Origin of the sequence: Nocardiopsis baichengensis YIM 90130 (genome assembly GCF_000341205.1) — a bacterium.
GTDB lineage: Bacteria > Actinomycetota > Actinomycetes > Streptosporangiales > Streptosporangiaceae > Nocardiopsis_A > Nocardiopsis_A halophila.
Genome location: NZ_ANAS01000022.1, coordinates 104,966 through 123,883, shown reverse-complemented (window position 1 = coordinate 123,883; position 18,918 = coordinate 104,966). Strand labels below are relative to the sequence as shown.

The window sequence follows — 18,918 nt, the reverse complement described above, 5'->3', positions numbered from 1 at the left end:
GGGGCAGAGGTGAGAACTGATTCTAGATCGGAAATGCGCTGCAGAACACGGCCTAGTCACAAAAAAGAGAACGTGCTCTACTTACCGGGGAGTGAGCTTCGGTGTGACGGAGGTCTCCATGTCGGACACCGCCCCCCTCGGCTTCTGGAGAACGGCCCGCGCCCACCCCGACCGCCTCGCCTGCGTCGACCCCGACGGAGCCGAGCACACCGCCGGCGCCCTCCTGGCCCGCGCGAACCGCCTCGTGCACGCCCTGCGCGCGCTGGGCCTGCGCACCGGCGACGGCATCTGCGGCCTGACCCCCAACGGGTCGGACGGCCTGACCCTCTACCTGGCCGCGCTCCAGGCCGGCCTCTACTACACCCCCGTGAACTGGCACCTGACCGGACCCGAGATCGGCTACATCACCGCCGACAGCGGCGCCAAGGCGTTCTTCGTCCACGAGCGCTTCGCCGCCGAGGGCCTGCGCGGCGCGGAGGAGGCGGCGCTTCCCAAGGAGGCGCGCATCGGCTTCGGCGACGTGCCCGGCTTCGTCCCCTTCGACGCGTTCATCGGCGGCCGCCCCGACCACCTGCCCGAGGGCCGGACCGCGGGCCAGACCATGCACTACACCTCGGGCACCACGGGCCGCCCCAAGGGCGTGCGCCGCGCCCTCAGCGGGCTCGACCCCGACGACGCCGCCGAGCTGGGCACCGCCCTGTTCGGGTTCTTCGGCATCGAGCCCGGCCCCGGCAACGCCCACCTGGTCACCGCGCCGACCTACCACACCGCCGTCACCCAGTTCAGCACCACCGCCCTGCACATGGGCCACACCGTGGTGTACATGGACGGCTGGGACGCCGAGGAGTTCCTGCGCCTGGTCGAGCGCCACCGCATCACGAGCACCCACATGGTGCCCACCCACTTCAAGCGCCTGCTCCATCTGCCCGAGCAGGTGCGCGCCCGCTACGACGTGTCCTCCATGCGGTGGCTGGTGCACGGCGCCGCCCCCTGCCCCGAGCAGGTGCGCGAGGCCATGTTCGCCTGGTGGGGCGAGTGCGTCTTCGAGTACTACGCCGCCACCGAGGGCGGCGGCACCGTGCAGCGCCCCGAGGACCGGCACGCCCACCCCGGGTCGGTGGGCCGGCCCTGGCCCATCACCGAGCTGCGCATCGTCGGCGCCGACGGCCGGGCGCTCCCGCCCGGCGAGACCGGCACCGTCTACATGCGGATGCTCGGCCCCGACTTCGAGTACAAGGGCGACCGCCGCAAGACCGACGAGGCCCGCCTCGACGGGTTCTTCACCCTCGGCGACATCGGCCGCCTGGACGAGGACGGCCACCTCTACCTGAGCGACCGCACCAGCGAGGTCATCATCTCCGGCGGCGCCAACATCTACCCCGCCGAGATCGAGAAGGAGCTGCTCACCCACTCCGAGGTGATGGACGCCGCCGTCTTCGGCGTCCCCGACGACGACTGGGGAGAGCAGGTCAAGGCCGTCGTAGAGCCCGCCGAGGGCTCCGAACCGGGGCCCGCCCTCGCCGCGCGCCTCATGGAGCACCTGCAGGGCCGCCTCGCGCGCATGAAGCACCCGCGCTCCATCGACTTCATCGCGCAGATGCCCCGCGAGCCCAACGGCAAGCTCCCCAAGCGCCGCCTCAGGGACCCCTACTGGGAGAACCGTGAGAAGAATGCCGACCGACCCTGAACCGACCGACCCTGAACCGACCGGCCCTGAACCGGCCGCCCCCGGACCGGCGGACCCCGAACCCCTCATCGGCACGCACGGCGTCGCCTTCCCCGGCGGCTACACCCGCAGCACCGGCCCCGTCATCGGCCGCTTCCTCACCGAGCTGCGCGACGGCCGCCTCGTCGGGGTCCGCACCGCCTCCGGCCGCGTGCTCGTCCCGCCCACCGAGTACGACCCGCTGGACGGATCCCCGGTCACCGGCGACCACCCCGGGGTCGGACCCGCCGGGACCGTGCAGACCTGGTGCTGGGTGGCCGAGCCCCGCCCCCGCCACCCCTTCGACCGCCCCTTCGCCTGGGCCGCCGTGCTCCTGGACGGGGCCGACACCGCGATGCTGCACGCCCTGGACATGGGGGAGGCGGCGGGCGCGGAACCACCCCGCGCGCTCCGCGCCGGCCTGCGGGTCCGCCCCCGGCTGCGCCCGGAGGCCGAGCGCACCGGCGCCGTCACCGACATCGCCTGCTTCCGCCCCGAGGTCACCGAGGTCCGCGACACCGGGCGCCTCGACTACACGGTGCGCGCCGACCCCGCCCTGGCCCGGTACCTGGACGCCCAGACCGAGGGGCGCATCCTCGGCAGCCGGGCCCGCAGCGGCGCGGTGTACGTCCCGCCGCGCGAGGTCGACCCCGCCGACGGCACCCCCGTCACCGAGGAGGTGGAGCTGCCGCCCACCGGCACGCTCACCACCTTCTCGGTCAACCACGTGCCCGACCCGCGCGCCCCCGAGGTCCCCTTCGTCACCGGATACGTCCGCCTCGACGGCGCCGACGTCGACCTGCTGGCCCTGGTCAGCGGTGTCGACCCGGCCCGGGTGCGCCCGGGCATGCGGGTGCGGGCCGAGTGGCTGCCGCCCGAGGAGCGCAGCCGCACGCGCCCGAGCATCCGCTGGTTCGTCCCGGACCCGCCCCCGGACCCGCCCCCGGAGCCGGCACCGGAGCCGGCACCGGAACAGGAGGAGCGATGAGCGCCCCCGCCCCGGACGTGGCCGTCGTCGCCTACGCCCGCGACGTGCACCCCGGCGGGACCGGCGCGCCCGAGCCCGCCCTGGTGCACCGGGTGGTGACCGCCGTGCTGGAGCAGGCCGGGACCGACCGCTCCGAGGTCGGCTTCACCGTCTCGGGCAGCCTGGACTACCTCGCCGGCGCCCCCTTCTCCTTCGTCGGCGCGCTCGACGCGCTCGGCGCCTGGCCCCCGATCAGCGAGAGCCACGTCGAGATGGACGCCGCCTGGGCGCTGTACGAGGCCTGGCTGCGCCTGCGCCACGGGGACGACGACGGAGCGGGAGGCGGGATCGCCCTGGCCTACGGCTTCGGCAAGGCGACGCAGGGATCGCTGCCCGACATCCTCGCCCGGACCCTGGACCCCTACTACCTGGCGCCGCTGGGCCTGGACGCCGAGGACCTGGCCGCCCTGCAGGCGCGCGCCGTCATCGACGCCGGCCGGGCCGGCGAGGCGGAGCTGGCCCGCATCGCCGAGCGGGCGGGCCCGCCGGAGACCGGCGGCCGGGTTCCGCCCCTGCCCCTGCGCCCCGGGCACACCGCCCCGCCCGCCGACGGCGCCGCGGCGGTGCTGCTGGCCACCGGCCCCGCCGCCACCCGGATCGCCCGCGCGCGCGGCGTCCGCCCCGTCTGGATCCGGGGCCTGGAGCACCGCATCGACGTGCACAGCCCCGCCGCCCGCGACCTGTCCCGCTGCGCCTCCGCCGAGCAGGCCGCGGCCGCCGCCGGGGTCGCCGAGGGCCCCGTGCAGGTCGCCGAACTGCACGCCCGCCACCCGCACGAGGAGGTCCTGCTGCGCGCCGCGCTCGGGCTGGGGGAGGAGACCGGCGTCAACCCCTCCGGCGGCCCCATGGCGGCCGACCCCGTCATGGCCACCGGCCTGATCCGCATCGGCGAGGCCGCGCGCCGCGTCGCCGGCGGCGGCGCCGACCGTGCCGTCGCCCACGCCGCCCAGGGCCCCTGCCTGCAGCACAACCTCGTGGCGGTCCTGGAGGCCGGGCCCGCCCCGGAGGAAGGAGGCCCGCGATGAGCCGAGCGGCCGCGGTGATCGGCGTCGGGCAGACGCACCACCGCAGCAGGCGCACCGACGTGTCCATGCCCGGACTGGTGCGCGAGGCGGCCCTGCGCGCCCTGGAGGACGCCGGGCTCGGCTTCGCCGACATCGACGCGGTGGTGCTGGGCAAGGCCCCCGACCTGTTCGAGGGCGTGGCCATGCCCGACCTGTTCCTCGCCGACGCCCTGGGCGCCCGCGGCAAGCCGCTGCTGCGCGTGCACACCGCCGGGTCGGTCGGCGGGTCCACCGCCATCGTCGCCGCGAGCCACGTGCGCTCCGGCGCCTTCCGCCGGGTGCTCGCCCTGGCCTGGGAGAAGCAGTCGGAGTCCAACGCCACCTGGGCGCTCACCGTCGGCCAGCCCTTCTCCGCCTCGCTGGTGGTGGGCGCCGGCGGCTACTTCGCCCCCTTCATCCGCGCCTACATCGAGCGCTCCGGCGCCCCCGGGCACGTGGGCTGGGCCGTCGCCGCCAAGGACCGCCGCAACGCCCTGGGCAACCCCTACGCCCACCTGCGCATGCCCGGCATCACCCCCGAGGCGGTCGCCGCCAGCCCGATGCTCTGGGAGCCGCTGCGCTACCTGGAGACCTGCCCCTCCTCCGACGGGGCCTGCGCCATGGTCATCGGCGACGCCGGCGCCGCCCGCGCCGCCCCCGGGCCGCCCGCCTGGATCCGCGGGGCGGCGGTGCGCAGCGAGCCCATCGCCTTCGCCGGGCGCGACGCGGTGGACCCCCGGGCCGGGCGCGACTGCGCCGCCGACGTCTACGCCCAGGCCGGGGTGGCCGACCCGCGCCGCGACATCGACACCGCCGAGGTCTACGTCCCCTTCAGCTGGTACGAGCCGATGTGGCTGGAGAACCTGGGCTTCGCCGAGCCGGGCCGGGGCTGGCGGCTGACCGAGGAGGGCGCCACCGCCCCGGACGGCGACACCCCCTGGAACCGCTCCGGCGGGGTGCTGTCCACCAACCCCATCGGCGCCTCCGGGCTGATCCGCTTCGCCGAGGCCGCCCAGCAGGTGCGCGGCCGCGCCGAGGGCCACCAGGTGGAGGGCGCCCGCACCGCCCTCGGCCACGCCTACGGGGCCGGCGCGCAGTTCTTCGCCATGTGGATCGTCGGATCGGAGGGCCCCTGATGGAGTTCAACCTCGCCGACCTGTTCGAGGCCGTCGCCGCCCGGGTCCCCGACCGCACCGCGCTGGTCTGCGGGGACGAGCGCCGCAGCTACGCCGAGCTGGACGCGCGCGCGGGGCGGCTGGCCCGCCACCTGGCCGCGAACGGGGTGCGCCCCGGCGACCGGGTCGCCCAGTACCTCTACAACGGCCCGCACTACGTCGAGGCGCTGCTGGCGGCCCTGAAGATCCGGGCCGTGCCGGTCAACGTCAACTACCGCTACGTCGCCGGCGAGCTGCGCTCGCTGCTGGCCGACGCCGACCCCGCCGCCCTGGTGCACGACGCCGCCTTCGACGCCCGGGCGGCCGAGGCCGCCCCGGCCGCCCCGTCGCTGCGCTGCACCGTGCGGGCGCCCGACGGCTACGAGGCGCTCCTGGACGCCGCTCCGGACGGGCCCCCGTTCCCCGCCCGCTCGGGCGACGACCTCTACATCATCTACACCGGCGGCACCACCGGCATGCCCAAGGGCGTCATGTGGCGCCAGGAGGACCTGTTCTTCGCCGGGCACGGCGGCGGGAACCCCGGAGGGGAGCCCGCGGCGGCCCCCGGGGACGTGGCGGACCGGGCGGCGGCCACCGAGGGCGTGGTGATGATGCCGGCCGCGCCCCTGATGCACGGCGCCGCCCAGCTGGCCTCCTTCATCACTTTCTGGGCCGGGGGCACCCTGGTGCTGGTCCCCTCCTTCGACGCCGCCGAGGTGCTGAGCGCGGTCGAGCGCGAGCGGGTGATGACGATCAACATCGTCGGCGACGCCATGGCCGCACCCCTGGCCGAGGAGGTCGAGCGCGGGGGCCGCGACCTCTCCTCGCTGCTCGTCGTCAGCTCCACCGGAGCGATCCTCTCCGGATCGGTGCGGGCACGGCTGCAGAAGGCCCTGCCCGACCGCATGATCATGGACAACTACGGCTCCACCGAGACCGGCCTGGTCGCCTGGGGCGTGCCCGGCTCCACCCCCGAGACCGGGCTGCGCTACCGGTTCGAGGACGAGCGCATCACCGTCCTCGACGCCGGCCTGCGCCCCGTGGAACCGGGGTCGGGCGAGGTGGGAACGGTGGCGCGCGCGGGCCGCGTCCCGCTGGGCTACTTCAACGACCCCGACAAGACCGCGGCCGTGTTCGTCGAGGTCGACGGCGTCCGCCACACCCTCACCGGCGACATGGCCACCGTGGAGGCCGACGGCACCGTGGTGCTCCGCGGCCGCGGGTCGGTCTGCATCAACACCGGCGGGGAGAAGGTCTACCCCGAAGAGGTCGAGGCCGTCCTCAAGGGCGCCCCCGGCGTCGGCGACGCGGTCGTCGTCGGCCTGCCCGACGCGCGCTTCGGCGAGCGCGTGGCCGCCGTGGTCTCGGCCCCCGAGGGGGGACACGCCCCCGCCCCCGAGCTCCTGGACGCCCACGTCCGCGCCCGCCTGGCCGGCTACAAGGCGCCCCGCCTGTACCGGGTCGTCCCGCGGGTGCAGCGCTCGCCGAGCGGCAAGGCCGACTACCGCTGGGCGCGCGCGACGGCCGCCGAAGGCCGCGGTCCCGCCCCGCACCAGTCGCGAGAGGACGCACCGCCATGACCGCACCGCCCCCGCGCCCCGTCCCCGACGGGTTCGACTTCACCGACCCCGACCTGATCGCCGCCCGCGTGCCGCACGAGGAGTTCGCCGGGCTGCGCCGCACCCGGCCGGTGTACTGGAACCCCCAGCCCCCCGGGCACGGCTTCGACGACGGCGGCCTGTGGATCCTCAGCCGCCACGAGGACGTGCGCACCGCCTCGGTGGACTCCCGGCTCTTCTCCACCAACGCCAATACCGCCATCGTCCGCTACTTCGAGGGCATCGACCCCGACGCGATGGACGTCCAGCGGCGCCACCTGCTCATCAACACCGACCCGCCCGAGCACACCAAGCTCCGCAAGATCGTGCAGCGCGGGTTCACCCCGCGCGCGATCGGGCGGATGGCCGACGCCCTCAAGGAGCGCGCCGACCGCATCGTCGCCCGCGCGGTCGGCAAGGGCGTCGGCGACTTCGTCGCCGACGTGGCCATGGAACTGCCCCTGCAGGCCATCGCCGACCTGCTCGGCGTGCCCCAGCGGGACCGGGGGCGGCTGTTCGCCTGGTCCAACGGGATGCTCGGCTACGACGAGCCCGAGTACGCCCTCGACCCGGCGGTGGCCTCGGCCGAGATCCTGGCCTACGCCATGGCGATGGCCGCCGAGCGGCGCGAGGAGCCGCGCGGCGACATCGTCTCGGCGCTGGTCCAGGCCGACGTGGACGGGCGCGGGCTCGACGACGACGAGTTCGGGTTCTTCGTCATCCTGCTCGCCGTCGCCGGCAACGAGACCACCCGCAACGCCATCACCCACGGCATGCTCGCCTTCCTGGACCACCCCGGGCAGTGGGAGCGGTTCTGCACCGAGCGCCCGGCCACCGCCTCCGACGAGATCGTGCGCTGGGCCACCCCGGTGATCGCCTTCCAGCGCACCGCCACCGCCGACACCGCGATCGGCGGGACGCCGATCGCGCGGGGGAGCCGGGTGGGGCTCTACTACAGCTCGGCCAACTTCGACGAGGAGGTCTTCACCGACCCGTTCTCCTTCGACATCGGCCGCGACCCCAACCCCCACCTGGGGTTCGGCGGCACCGGGGCGCACTACTGCCTGGGCGCCAACCTGGCGCGGATGGAGATCGACCTGATCTTCGACGCGATCGCCGACCGGATGCCCGGCCTGCGCGCCGAGGGCCCGCCCGAGCGGTTCCGCTCGGCCTGGATCAACGGTGTCAAGCGGCTTCCGGTGCGCTACCGCTGAGCGGGCGCCGCGGCCGGGCTCAGGCGATCCAGTGCAGGTAGCCCAGGAAGCAGCCGACCCCGACCAGGACCATGCCGACCAGGGCGAACATGATGTGCACCCAGTTGCTCAGCCACGGCGCGTCGACGATGCGCGCGACCTCGGGGCGGTTGGGGTGGTAGGTGACCGTCACCGCGTCGCCGTGCTTGGAGGCGGTCCACCCCGTGCTCTCGTGCTGGGCGTGGACCTCCTCGCCCAGGTGCGTGGTGAACCGGACGATCATCCGGGCGGTGGTGTTGGACTCGGCGTATCCGACGATCTCGCCTTCGGCCCGCAGGCCGTTGCGCAGCAGCAGCCCGGTCCACAGGGCGTGGCGGAAGTAGGCGTAGAGCACCCCGACGCCGGCGGCGATCGGCAGGAGAGGATAGAAGTCGGCCACGGCGGATCTGCTCCACAGGGTCAGGCGATACCGCTGCACAGGCTAGAACACCCGGTGGGCCGCGGGTAGGTGCCCTGCCGCACTCTGACGCTGCGTGCGCGCCGGGCCACGCGTCCGGGCCCATGACAGGTGCCCCATGACGCCTCGGGCGCTCCGCCCTCCTCCTGGACGAGCAGGGGACCGCCTTTCGTCGTAGACGGGGATACGCTCCCGGGGCGATGCGGCCCGGCCGGCGGCGCCGATAGCGTCGGGAGCAGCCGGCGGCGGGGAATACGGGGCCGCGCCGTCAGGCGGCACGGGGCCCGGCCGGGCGCGTTCGGGCCCGTACGGCGGGGCCGGAGTCCGTGGTGGGACCCGGCCCCTCACCGTTCAGATCTCCAGCGCCGGGTGCAGCCGGGACATGCTCCACACCCGCTTGCCGGCCACCGCCGCCCACCCCAGCAGCAGCCCGCCGAGGGTGGAGGCGCCCAGCACCAGGCAGGCGTGCAGCACCGTCTGCGGGTCCCCGCCGCTGATCAGGTGGCGGCTCGCGGTCACCGCCCAGTACATCGGCATGTACGGGGCGATCGCCTGCAGGAGCCCCGGGCTGGTCTGCAGCGGGTAGGTGCCTCCGGCCGAGACGATCTGCACGATCAGCAGCACCAGCACGATCACCTTGCCCGGGGCCCCGAACTGGACGTCCACCCAGTGCACGATCGAGGTGTAGGCGGCGGCGACCAGCACCAGGAAGCCGATCAGCCCCGGCCAGTCCACCGCGTCCAGCCCCAGCAGCAGGTGCAGGGCGCCGACCATGACCACCGCCTGCGCCGCGCCCAGCGCCAGTCCGGGCAGCCACCCGGCCACCGCCACCCGCCAGGAGGGGGCGGTGGAGGCCAGCGCCCGGCCCGAGGCGGTCGGCAGCACCATGTACACCACCATGGCGCCCACCCACAGCGACAGCCCCAGGAAGAACGGGGCGAACCCGGTCCCGTAGTCGGCGACGGGGTTGGAGGTGGTGGAGTCCAGCCGGGTGGGCGAGCTCATCATCGCGTCGCGGGCCTCGCGGGAGTCCTCGTCGAAGGTGGGGATCTGCTCCGCCCCGTCCTGGAGGCCCCCGGCCAGCTCGTCCGAGCCGTCCTCCAGGTCGCCCAGCCCGTCGTCCAGGTCGCCGGCGCCGATGCGCAGCTCGGTGACGCCCTCGTCCAGCGTCCCCGCCCCGCCCGCGAGGTCGCCCAGGCCCGCGTCCAGATCGTCGGCGCCCTCCCGCAGGTCGCCCAGGCCGCCGGAGAGGTCGTTGGCCCCGTCCTCCAGGTCGCCCAGCCCGTCGTTCAGGTCGCCCGCGCCGTCCTCGGCGGTGGCCAGTCCGTCGCGCAGCCCGCGTGCCCCGGAGGCCAGCTCCTCCAGCCCGGAGGCGAGCTCGTCGACCTGGTTCCGGGCGTCCTCGGCGTCGTCGGCCAGGTGCGGGGCCTCATTCTGGAGCTCCCGGGCCAGGTCCCGCACGTCGCGCGCGTCCGAGGCGACGGCGTCGATGCGGTCCCGGTGCTCCTCCACGTACCGGTCCGCCTTCAGCGCGAGGTCGATCGCCTCCTTGAGGGTCTCCCGGACCTCCGGCGGGATGTCGGGGTGCAGAGCCGGGTCGTCCAGCTCCTCCTCGAAGGCGTTGAGCCGCGCGGTGTCCTTGTGGCAGATCTCCGGCCACTCGTCCAGGGCGGCCGCGAGCGCGTCGGCGGCGTCGGCGACGTCCCCCGCGCCCTCCTCGATCTCGGGGGAGTGCTCCTTGACGAGCGGGATCCACTCGTCGGCGAGCGCATCGACCTCCTCGGCCTTGGCGTTGACCCTCTCCGAGGCCGAGCCGGCGCCCTCGGCCAGCTCCGCCGCCCCCGAGTGCAGCTCGCCCAGCCCGGACTCCAGGTCGGAGGCGCCGTCGTGGGCGGTGGAGGCGCCCTGGGCCAGGTCCTGGGCGCCCTCCTCGGCGGTGGCCGCGCCGTCGGCGAGGTCGCCCGCCCCCTCCTCCGCGGAGGCGGCGCCGTCGGCGAGGTCCCCGGCCCCGTCCTCGGCGTCGGTCAGCCCGTCGTAGAGGCGGCCGGAGCCGTCCTTGGCCTCCGAGGCGCCGCCGGCCAGCTCGCCGGCCCCGTCGGCGGCCTCCTCGGTGCGGGAGTGGATCTCGTTGAAGCCGACGAACATCGTGTCCAGGTACCGGGAGATCGCGGTGGCGTCGACCGCCTTCTCGATCTCGGTGAGCCCCATCGACAGCAGTTCCGAGGCGATGTAGTTGGTCGCGTCGTTGTAGTGGACCTCCAGCCGCGCGCGCGTGGGGTCGGACCCGGTGTCGGCGGGGGAGGCCAGGTCGGCGCTGAAGTCCTCGGGGATGGTGACCGAGGCGTAGTAGCGCCCGTCGGCGACCCCGGAGGCTGCGTCGTCGGCGTCGGTCACCCGCCAGGCGAGGTCGCCGCGCTCGACCAGCTCCTCGGTCAGGTCGTCCCCGGCGGTGACGGTCTCGCCGTCCGCGGTCGCCGGCTCGTCCTCGTTGACCAGCGCCACCGGCAGGTTGCTCAGCTTGCCGAAGGGGTCCCAGAACGCCCACAGGTACATGCCGGTGTACAGCAGCGGCACGATCGTCAGGGCGCACAGCGCGGCGATGGTCAGCGGGTGGCGCAGGAAGGAGCGGGCCGAGAGCCATCCCAGGCGCAGGGTGGGCAGGAAGCGCATCTTCGGGGCCTTCATCCGGCCTCCTTGCGCCCGAACAGCTCGGACAGGCGCACCGAGCGCCGGCGGCCGCCCTCGCCCTCGCCCCCGTCGCCGTCGCCGTCGCCGTCGCGGGACCCGGAGCCGGGGTCCGTGCCGCGTGCGGCCCGCTCCAGGCGGACCACCGCGGTGTCCCCGTCGGCCTCGGCGGCGTCGCCGCAGGCGGCGACGACGGTCAGCCCGGAGTCGGCCAGGGCGCGGAGCGTCCCCCAGAACGCGCGCCGGTGCTCCTCGCCCAGGCCCTCGTCGGCGTCGTCCACCAGCAGCAGGCGCGGCTCCTCCAGCAGCGCCAGGGCCACCCCCAGCCTCCGGCGCTCCAGCGCCGTCAGGTCCTTGGCCAGCGTCCGGGTGTCCAGCCCGTCCAGGCCGGCCTCCTTCAGCGCCGGGTCGACCGCCGAGCGGGGGGCGGGCCGGAACCGCAGCAGCATCCGCTCGGTCAGGTGCTCGGCGACCCGCAGCCGCTCGTCCAGGTCGTTGACGCCCGCGGAGAGCCCGAGGGCGGCGATGGCGCGCACCCGGCGGGCGCGCCGGGGCAGCTCGTGCCCGTCCACCACCAGCCGCCCGCCGGAGGGCCGCATCCGCCCGGCCAGGGTGAGCAGGAGCGCGGTGCGCCCGCTCCCGGCGTCCCCGGCGACGGCGGTCAGCGACCCCGGGGCGGCCCGCAGGGCGACCCCGGAGTAGACCGGGCCCTCCCCGGTGCGCAGCTCCAGTTCCTCGGCCTCGACCCGGGCCCCCGTCGCACGGCGCATCCGCCCCCCTCGGCTCGCCTCCTGGTCACGAGCGTGCGGGGTCCGGCGGCGGCGGGGCAACGCGCCACGCTCGGACTTGGCGATACCGGGACGAAGCCCGAACCAACGGGCGGAAGCGGCCGGCGGGGGACGCCGTCAGGGGCGGCCCTCGGCCTCCAGAATGTCGTCGATCAGCCGCATCAGCACGGCGTGGACCTCCTCCAGCGGGCGCTCGGGGGCGAGCGTGCGCCACTCCAGGGCGGCGGTGAGCGCCATCCCGAACAGCGCCGACCCGGCCACCGCGGTGTCCAGTCCGGGGCGCATCCCCTCTTCGGCCGCCAGCGCGTCCAGCAGCCCGCTGAACACGTCGATGGCCTGGCGGCGGATGCGCAGCGCCGTGGCCTCCCAGGCCTGGTGGGTGCGCCAGGACTCCGACAGCAGCAGCCGGGCCAGGTCCTCGTACTCGGCGATGAACTGCAGCTCGGCGCGGACCAGCCCGGAGAGCGCCGCACGGGGCGGACCGGAGGCGCCCTCGCGGAGCATGGCCGCGAACCGGTCCACGCCCCACTCCATGAAGGCGGTGAACAGCTCGGCCTTGCCGCCGAAGTTGTAGTAGACGGTGCCCTTGGCCAGGCCGGCGCGTTCGGCGATCTGGTCCACGGTCACGGCGTCCAGGCCGTTCGCGGAGACCTCCTCCAGTGTGGCCTGGAAGAGGCGCTGCCGGGTGGCCTCGCGTCGCGCGCTCACGGGTCGCTCCTGCGTACGGGGGATGGTCGCACCTGCCATTATCCCGCCTTTCCGGCCCGGGGGCGCCGCGCGGGCGCCCCCGGGCCCAGCTCACAGCTTCAGCGCCGGGTGCAGGGCGCTCATCGTCCACATCCGCTTGCGCGCCACGGCCAGCCAGGTCAGCAGTCCGAAGACCACCGTGTAGGCGGCCAGCACCCCGCAGGCCTGCAGCACCACGGTGGTGTCCCCGCCGCTGATCAGCACCCGCAGCGAGGAGACCACCCAGCTCATCGGCAGGTACGGCGAGATCGCCTGGAAGAACCCGTCGCTGGTCTCGATCGGGTAGGTGCCCCCGGCGGAGGTGAGCTGCAGCATCAGCAGCACCAGGGCCAGGATGCGCCCGGCCGAGCCGAAGCGGGCGTTGGCCCACTGCACCACCGCGGTGTAGGCGGCCACGGTCAGCAGCAGCAGCCCGGTGGTGGCCGCCCAGCGCTCGGCCTCCAGGCCCAGCGAAAGGTGCAGCACGGTCAGGCTGATGGCGACCTGGACGGCGCCGATGGCCGCGGCCGGGACCCACCCGGCCAGGGCGATCCGCCACGACGGGGCGGCCGATGCCAGCGCGCGCGAGGACATCGGCGCCAGCACCATGTAGATCATCATGGCGCCCACCCACAGCGACAGCGGGATGAAGAACGGGGCGAACCCGGTGCCGTACTGCGGGGCCTCGTTGTCGACTGCCGAGGAGAGCCGGACGGGCTCGCTCATCATGTCGCCGCGGGCGTCGCGCTCGTCGGAGCCGAAGGTGGGGATCTGGTCGACGCCCTCCTCCAGGCCGCCGGCCAGCTCGTTCGAGCCGTCCTTGAGCTCGCCCAGGCCCGAGCCCAGCTGCCCGGCCCCGTCGTTGAGCTCGCCGATGCCGCTGTCCAGGGAGCCGGCGCCCTCGTCCAGCTCCTCGGCGCCGCCGGAGGCGTCCTCGAGGCCGTCGCGCAGGGTCCGGCTGCCCTCGGCCAGCTCGCCCAGGCCCTCGTCCAGCTCGTTGAGCTTGTCCTGCGCGTCCTCGGCCTCGTCGGCGAGGCCGGGGACGGTGTCGGCGACGGTCCCGGCGATGTCGGCGACCTTGTCGGCCTTGTTCTTGACGGTGGTGATGTGGTCCCAGTTGTCGGCGATGAAGTCGGCGTAGTCCGCGCCGGAGGACAGGCGGTCCTGGGCCTTGGTGAACAGGCGGTAGGCGGCGGGGTCGGTGGTCTCCATGTCCGGGTTCGCTTCGAGGTGGTCGCCGATCTCCTCGGAGAGGGCGCGCGCGTCCTCGGCGTCCTGGCGCACCTGGGTCGGTTCCGCCGGGAGCTTGCCCAGCGCCTCGGACAGAGCGTTGGCGGCCGTCTCGGCCTCCTCGGCGACGGTGGTGATCTCCTCTTCGTTCTCCCGCAGCACCGGGACGGCCTTGTCGGCCTTGGGGTTGAGCTCGTCGGCGGCGCTGGAGACCTCGCCGGAGGCCTCCTCCAGCCCCGCGGTCAGGGTCTTGGATCCGTCGTAGAGCTGGCCGATCCCCGAGCTGAGCTCCCCGGTGCCCGTGGAGAGCTGCGAGGAGCCGTCCTTGGCGTCGTCGAGCCCGTCGTCCAGCCGGTCCGCGCCGTCCTTGGCGTCGGCGGTGCCGTCGGCGACCTTGCCGGCGCCGTCGGCCGCCTCCTCGGTGGCCTCGTGCACGTCGTTGAACCCGACGAACATCTTGTCCAGGTAGTCCGCCACCGCGGTGCTCGCCGCGGCCGACCGCACCTCCTTGAACGCCGAGGTGAGCAGCTGGCGCACGGTGAAGCCGTTGGCGTCGTTGAAGTCGGCCTCCAGCATGGCCGGCACCGGGTCGGAGCCGTCCTCGTCGGGGGAGGCCAGGCGCTCGCTGAAGTCCTCCGGGATGGTCAGCGACACGTAGTAGCGGCCCTGCGCGACGCCGGAGGCGGCCTCGTCGGCCTCGACGAGGCGCCAGTCGAGGTCGCCGCCCTCCAGCAGCTCGCCGGCGATCTCGTCGCCGGCGCTGAGCTCCTCCCCGCCGACCTCGACCGGGCGGTCCTCGTTGACCAGGGCGACCGGCAGGTTGTCCATCCGGTCGAAGGGGTCCCAGAACGACCACAGGTACAGGCCGGAGTAGAGCAGCGGGATGATGGTCAGCGCGATGATCGCGGCGGTCGTCAGCCGCGCCCGGAAGAACGACCGGACGGACAGGCCGCCCAGGCGGAGCGAGGGAAGGGCCCGGGGCCTCCGGAGCTTCACGCGTTCTCCTTCTCGGAACGGTTCGGGGTGGCGGTCGGTGCGGGGGACTCGGCCGGGGACTCGGGGGACTCGGAGGGGGAGTCGGCCGGGGAGTCGGCCGGGGAGTCGGCGGGCGCGCGGCCGGCGTGGTGGCGCCCCTCCGGGGGCGGGCCCTGTCCGCCGATCTCGACCACCTCGGCGATCCCGCGGGCCGCCTCGGCGTCGGCGCAGGCGGCGATGACGGTCGGCCCGGTGTCGGCGACGGTGCGCAGCCGCTTGAAGAACGCGCGCTGCTGCTCGGGGCCCAGACCGGTGTCGGCGTTGTCCACCAGGACCAGGCGGGGCTCGTCCAGCAGCGCCAGCGCCACCCCCAGGCGGCGCTTGTCGGCCATGCTCAGCTCGCCCACCAGGCACCAGGTGTCCAGGCCGTCCAGCCCGGCGGCGGCCAGGGCGGGGCCGGTGATCGAGCGCGGGGCCGGGCGCAGGCGCATGAGCATCCGCTCGCGCAGGTGCTCCTCGACCCGCAGCCGCTCGTCCAGGTCGTTGACGCCCTCGCAGAGCGCCAGGGCGGCCGTGCCGCGCACCCGGCGGGCGGCGCGCGGCAGCTCGTGGCCGTCGACGGCCAGCGTGCCGGAGGTGGGGCGCATCCGCCCGGCCAGGGTGAGCAGCAGGGAGGTGCGCCCTCCGCCGGAGTCGGCCCGCAGCACGGTCAGCGATCCGGGGGCGGCGTCCAGCCCCACCCCGGCGTAGACGGTCCCCTGGCCGGTCCGCAGTCCCAGGCCCTCGGCCCTGACCCGCGCCCCCGTCGCCGTGCGCATGCGCTCGTCCTCCGCTCGCTCGTGCTCGCCCGCATCTTTTGAACTGACCAGTCAGTACAAAAGTACGCCAGGAGTGGGGTGTGTGCGGCCCTGTGCGGCGGTGGGATCGGTCACGGGGCGGGCGGCGCCGGTTCCCCGAAATGCGGCCGAATCGGGCCATCGGGGACATCTTGACCAGAGGTGGGGGAGGCGGCGTAGCGTTCGGGCGACCCCGATGGGAGGACCCATGACCCCGAGCAGGCCCCCGAGGCTGGACGCGCCCGCGACCCGGCGCGCCGTGAAGGCGGTGTCCCGGATCAACGCGGTCCTCTACCGCGCCACCGACGGGCGCCTGGGCGGGCGCCTGCCCGCGAACCGGGACCGCCCGCACGGGGTCCCGGTCTGCCTGCTGACCACCCGGGGGCGCAAGACCGGGCGGCTGCGCACCGCGCCGCTGCTCTACCTGGGCCTGGAGGACGGCTCGGTGGCGGTCGTGGCCTCCCAGGGCGGCATGGACCGCCACCCGATGTGGTACCGCAACATCCTCCAGGAGCCGCGCGCGGTGCTGCAGACCGGCGCCGACCTGAGCCTGCGGCGGGCCCGCACCGCCGGGCCCGAGGAGCGGGAGCGGCTGTGGCCCCGGCTCGTCGCGCTCTATCCCCGGTACGCCGACTACCAGTCGTGGACCGAGCGCGAGATCCCCGTCGTGCTGCTGGAGGAGCCCGGCCGGGCCTGAGGGCCCCGGACATGCGGCGGGCCCCGGCGGGAGCGTTCTCCCGCCGGGGCCCGCGACGGGGGAGGCCCCCGCCGGACGGCCGCTACCAGCTGGTCGGCACCGGCTTGCCCTCGGTGAACCCGGCGGTGCTCTGCAGGCCGATGGTGGCGCGCTCGGTGAACTCCTGGAGGTTCGACGCGCCGGCGTAGGTCATCGAGCTGCGCACCCCGGCGACGATCTCGTCGATCAGGTCCTCCACGCTGGGGCGCTCGGGGTCCAGGTACATCCGGCCCGAGGAGATGCCCTCCTCGAACAGCGCCTTGCGCGCCCGCTCGAAGGCCGAGTCCTCGGCGGTGCGCAGCCGCACCGCCCGCGCCGAGGCCATGCCGAAGCTCTCCTTGTACATCCGGCCCTGGGCGTCGCGCAGCACGTCGCCGGGCGACTCGAAGGTGCCGGCGAACCAGGAGCCGATCATCACGTTGGAGGCGCCCGCGGCCAGCGCCAGCGCCACGTCGCGCGGGTGGCGCACGCCGCCGTCGGCCCACACGTGGGCCCCGAGCTCGCGGGCGGCCTGTGCGCACTCCAGCACCGCGGAGAACTGCGGCCGGCCCACGGCGGTCATCATCCGGGTGGTGCACATGGCGCCCGGCCCCACGCCGACCTTGACGATGTCGGCGCCGGCCTCGACCAGGTCGCGGGTGCCCTCGGCGGTCACCACGTTGCCGGCCACCAGCGGCACCCGCGGGTCCAGCCCGCGCACCTTGCGCAGCGCGCTCAGCATCTTCTCCTGGTGGCCGTGGGCGGTGTCGATGACCAGGGTGTCCACCCCGGCCTCCAGCAGCTCCGCGGCGCGCCCGGCCACGTCGCCGTTGATGCCCACCGCGGCCGCGATGCGCAGGTCGCCGTCGTGGTCCACGGCCGGGGAGTACAGGGTCGCCCGCAGCGCGCCGGTGCGGGTGAGCACGCCCACCAGCGCCCCGTCGGCATCGACCACCGGCGCCAGCCGGTGCCGGAAGTCGTGCAGCGTCTGGAAGGCCTCCTTGGGCTCGGTGCCCTCGGCGACGGTGAGCACGTCGCCCGACATCACCTCGCGCAGCTGGGTGAAGCGGTCCTGGCCCACGCAGTCGGCGTCGGTCACCACGCCCAGCGGGCGGCGCTCGCCGTCGATGACGATGACGGCGTTGTGCGCCCGCTTGGGCAGCAGGTTGAGCGCGTCGCCGATGGTGTCGGTCGGCCCCAGGGTGAGCGGGGTGTCGTGGACCAGGTTGCGGCGCTTGGTCCAGGTGATCACGTCGGTCACCACGTCGATGGGGATGTCCTGCGGGATGACGGTGATGCCGCCGCGCCGGGCCACCGTCTCGGCCATCCGCCGCCCGGCCACCGCGGTCATGTTCGCGACTACGATGGGGATCGTCGTCCCCGTCCCGTCGCCGGTCGACAGGTCCACGCCCAGGCGCGAGCCCACCGCGGACCGCCGGGGGACCATGAACACGTCGCTGTAGGTCAGGTCATGCTGGGGGACCTGGTCGTTCAGAAAGCGCACGCCACTACCTCGGTCGATGCCGTCCGGGCCGGCCGGTCGGGTCAGTGCCCGGCCGAAGCCCGTTCTTACTTGTCAATTATGACCGCGCCGATTGGAATACCCGACATCCCGTCTGGGATGATCTTCCGGTCCCGACCATCCTCCCCTCCCGCAGGCGCCCTCCTGGAGGCGATCCTCCCCGCGGACGCACCGCCCGCCGGAGCCGACACGCGGCGCCGGGGGAGGCCCGCAGGAGAAGAGATGACGACCTTTACCCTCGCCGACGTCCGCGAGCGGACCTATAAGAGCCGCGACGCATGGTGGACCGTCTTCCTGGTGGATCCGCTCGCCTCCCGCCTGGTGGTGTGGACCGCCAACCGGACGAACATCACCCCCAACCAGATCACCTTCGGCGCGGGGGTGCTGGGGCTGGGGTCGGCGGTGGCGTTCGCCCTGGGCACCTGGCCGTGGCTGGTCCTGGGCGCGGTGCTGTTCCACCTGAGCTTCGTGCTCGACTGCATGGACGGCAAGATCGCCCGGCTCAAGGGCAACGGGTCGGTCTTCGGCGCCTGGGTCGACTTCGTCTTCGACCGGATCCGCTTCTTCGGCTGCATGATGGCGCTGCTCGTCGGCCAGTGGGCGGCCACCGGGGAGGCGGTCTACCTTCTGCTGGCGCCGGTGGCGGTCTTCGTGGACCTGCTGCGCTACCTCAACGGCGCCCAGGTCGCCAAGACCCGCCAGGCCATGCGGGACAAGCTGCGCGAGGCCGCCGCGGGGCGGGACGTGGACGCCGGCGTGGCCGACCCGGAGAGCACCGAGACCACCGCCGGCCGGGTCCCCGAGGCCGAGGGCGAGGAGAGCGGCGAGCGCGTGGTGTTCATGGAGGAGGCGCTGCGCGAGGACCCCTCGCTCGACCGCGAGCAGGTCTACGCCCGGGCCAAGGCCGAGGGCGCCCGGGTGGTCGACGTGCACGCCGGGTTCAGCGAGCGGATGGGCTGGTACGAGCGGCTGCGGCGGTGGCTGCTGCGCAGCCGGGTGCGGCCGCACCTGTTCAGCGGCATCGAGTTCGAGATGTTCGTGTGCGTGGTCGCGCCGCTGACCGCGGTGCTCTCGGCGGTGTGGCCGGGCACCACGCTCATCGTCGCGGTCACCGTGCTCGCCTGCGCGGCGCTGCTGGCCTTCGAGCTGGCCATCGTCGCCAAGCTGTTGCTGGCCACCCGTGACTTCGGCAGGGAGCTGGAGCGGCTGCGCCGGGACCACGGAGGGAACCGGGGCTGAGCCGCTGCGCACACCGCCCGTACGG

15 protein-coding genes are annotated in these 18,918 nt (G+C 74.7%); 8 read left to right on the top strand and 7 right to left on the bottom strand.

All coding sequences use genetic code 11. From position 1 onward, the window contains the following. Positions 1-118: 118 nt before the first annotated feature. From C892_RS0118660 to C892_RS0118635, 6 genes are read left to right on the top strand one after another with little or no spacing between them, the layout of a single operon-like run. Positions 119-1,687 carry an acyl-CoA synthetase gene (locus tag C892_RS0118660; protein WP_193374789.1) on the top strand — a complete coding sequence of 523 codons (1,569 nt, stop codon included), beginning with the start codon at positions 119-121 and terminating at the stop codon, positions 1,685-1,687. Continuing rightward, on the top strand, positions 1,671-2,693 hold the full coding sequence (locus C892_RS0118655) for a Zn-ribbon domain-containing OB-fold protein (RefSeq protein ID WP_017558409.1): 1,023 nt from the start codon (positions 1,671-1,673) through the stop codon (positions 2,691-2,693). The genes C892_RS0118660 and C892_RS0118655 overlap by 17 nt, the downstream gene beginning before the upstream one ends. Further along, a complete protein-coding gene (locus C892_RS0118650) occupies positions 2,690-3,757 on the top strand; it encodes a thiolase family protein (RefSeq protein WP_017558408.1) in 1,068 nt (355 codons plus the stop codon). Before C892_RS0118655 ends, C892_RS0118650 begins: the two co-directional genes overlap by 4 nt. Beyond that, positions 3,754-4,911 (top strand): thiolase family protein, encoded by a 1,158-nt coding sequence (locus C892_RS0118645; RefSeq protein ID WP_017558407.1) that lies wholly within the window; start codon positions 3,754-3,756, stop codon positions 4,909-4,911. Before C892_RS0118650 ends, C892_RS0118645 begins: the two co-directional genes overlap by 4 nt. Continuing rightward, positions 4,911-6,509, top strand: coding sequence for an acyl-CoA synthetase (locus C892_RS0118640; RefSeq protein WP_017558406.1), 1,599 nt, complete (start codon positions 4,911-4,913; stop codon positions 6,507-6,509). Before C892_RS0118645 ends, C892_RS0118640 begins: the two co-directional genes overlap by 1 nt. Then, positions 6,506-7,741, top strand: a complete 1,236-nt coding sequence (locus C892_RS0118635; protein WP_017558405.1) for a cytochrome P450 — start codon at positions 6,506-6,508, stop codon at positions 7,739-7,741. Before C892_RS0118640 ends, C892_RS0118635 begins: the two co-directional genes overlap by 4 nt. A 19-nt stretch (positions 7,742-7,760) precedes the next feature. Here the strand turns inward: C892_RS0118635 and C892_RS0118630 are convergent, their stop codons facing one another. From C892_RS0118630 to C892_RS0118605, 6 genes are all read right to left on the bottom strand, one after another. Next, positions 7,761-8,159, bottom strand: coding sequence for a DUF3592 domain-containing protein (locus tag C892_RS0118630; RefSeq protein WP_017538400.1), 399 nt, complete (start codon positions 8,157-8,159; stop codon positions 7,761-7,763). Positions 8,160-8,528: 369 nt separating this feature from the next. After that, complete coding sequence (locus C892_RS0118625; RefSeq protein WP_017558404.1) at positions 8,529-10,862, bottom strand: YhgE/Pip family protein; 2,334 nt, start codon at positions 10,860-10,862, stop codon at positions 8,529-8,531. Continuing rightward, positions 10,859-11,632 (bottom strand): ABC transporter ATP-binding protein, encoded by a 774-nt coding sequence (locus tag C892_RS0118620; protein WP_017558403.1) that lies wholly within the window; start codon positions 11,630-11,632, stop codon positions 10,859-10,861. The genes C892_RS0118625 and C892_RS0118620 overlap by 4 nt, the downstream gene beginning before the upstream one ends. 135 nt (positions 11,633-11,767) lie before the next feature. Continuing rightward, the gene (locus C892_RS0118615; protein ID WP_017538397.1) at positions 11,768-12,358 is read right to left on the bottom strand and encodes a TetR/AcrR family transcriptional regulator; all 591 of its coding nucleotides are present in this window, start codon (positions 12,356-12,358) and stop codon (positions 11,768-11,770) included. A gap of 90 nt (positions 12,359-12,448) precedes the next feature. Further along, positions 12,449-14,602 carry a YhgE/Pip domain-containing protein gene (locus C892_RS0118610; protein ID WP_017558402.1) on the bottom strand — a complete coding sequence of 718 codons (2,154 nt, stop codon included), beginning with the start codon at positions 14,600-14,602 and terminating at the stop codon, positions 12,449-12,451. Then, positions 14,599-15,399, bottom strand: coding sequence for an ABC transporter ATP-binding protein (locus C892_RS0118605; RefSeq protein WP_017558401.1), 801 nt, complete (start codon positions 15,397-15,399; stop codon positions 14,599-14,601). The genes C892_RS0118610 and C892_RS0118605 overlap by 4 nt, the downstream gene beginning before the upstream one ends. Positions 15,400-15,625: 226 nt before the next feature. On the opposite strand from C892_RS0118605, the gene C892_RS0118600 reads away from it, so the two are divergent. Next, positions 15,626-16,114, top strand: coding sequence for a nitroreductase family deazaflavin-dependent oxidoreductase (locus C892_RS0118600; RefSeq protein WP_017558400.1), 489 nt, complete (start codon positions 15,626-15,628; stop codon positions 16,112-16,114). 82 nt (positions 16,115-16,196) lie between these two features. On the opposite strand, the gene C892_RS0118595 is transcribed toward C892_RS0118600, so the two are convergent. After that, positions 16,197-17,636, bottom strand: a complete 1,440-nt coding sequence (locus C892_RS0118595; RefSeq protein ID WP_017558399.1) for a GuaB1 family IMP dehydrogenase-related protein — start codon at positions 17,634-17,636, stop codon at positions 16,197-16,199. 240 nt (positions 17,637-17,876) lie between these two features. On the opposite strand from C892_RS0118595, the gene C892_RS0118590 reads away from it, so the two are divergent. Next, a complete protein-coding gene (locus tag C892_RS0118590) occupies positions 17,877-18,893 on the top strand; it encodes a CDP-alcohol phosphatidyltransferase family protein (protein WP_017558398.1) in 1,017 nt (338 codons plus the stop codon). Positions 18,894-18,918: the final 25 nt, after the last annotated feature.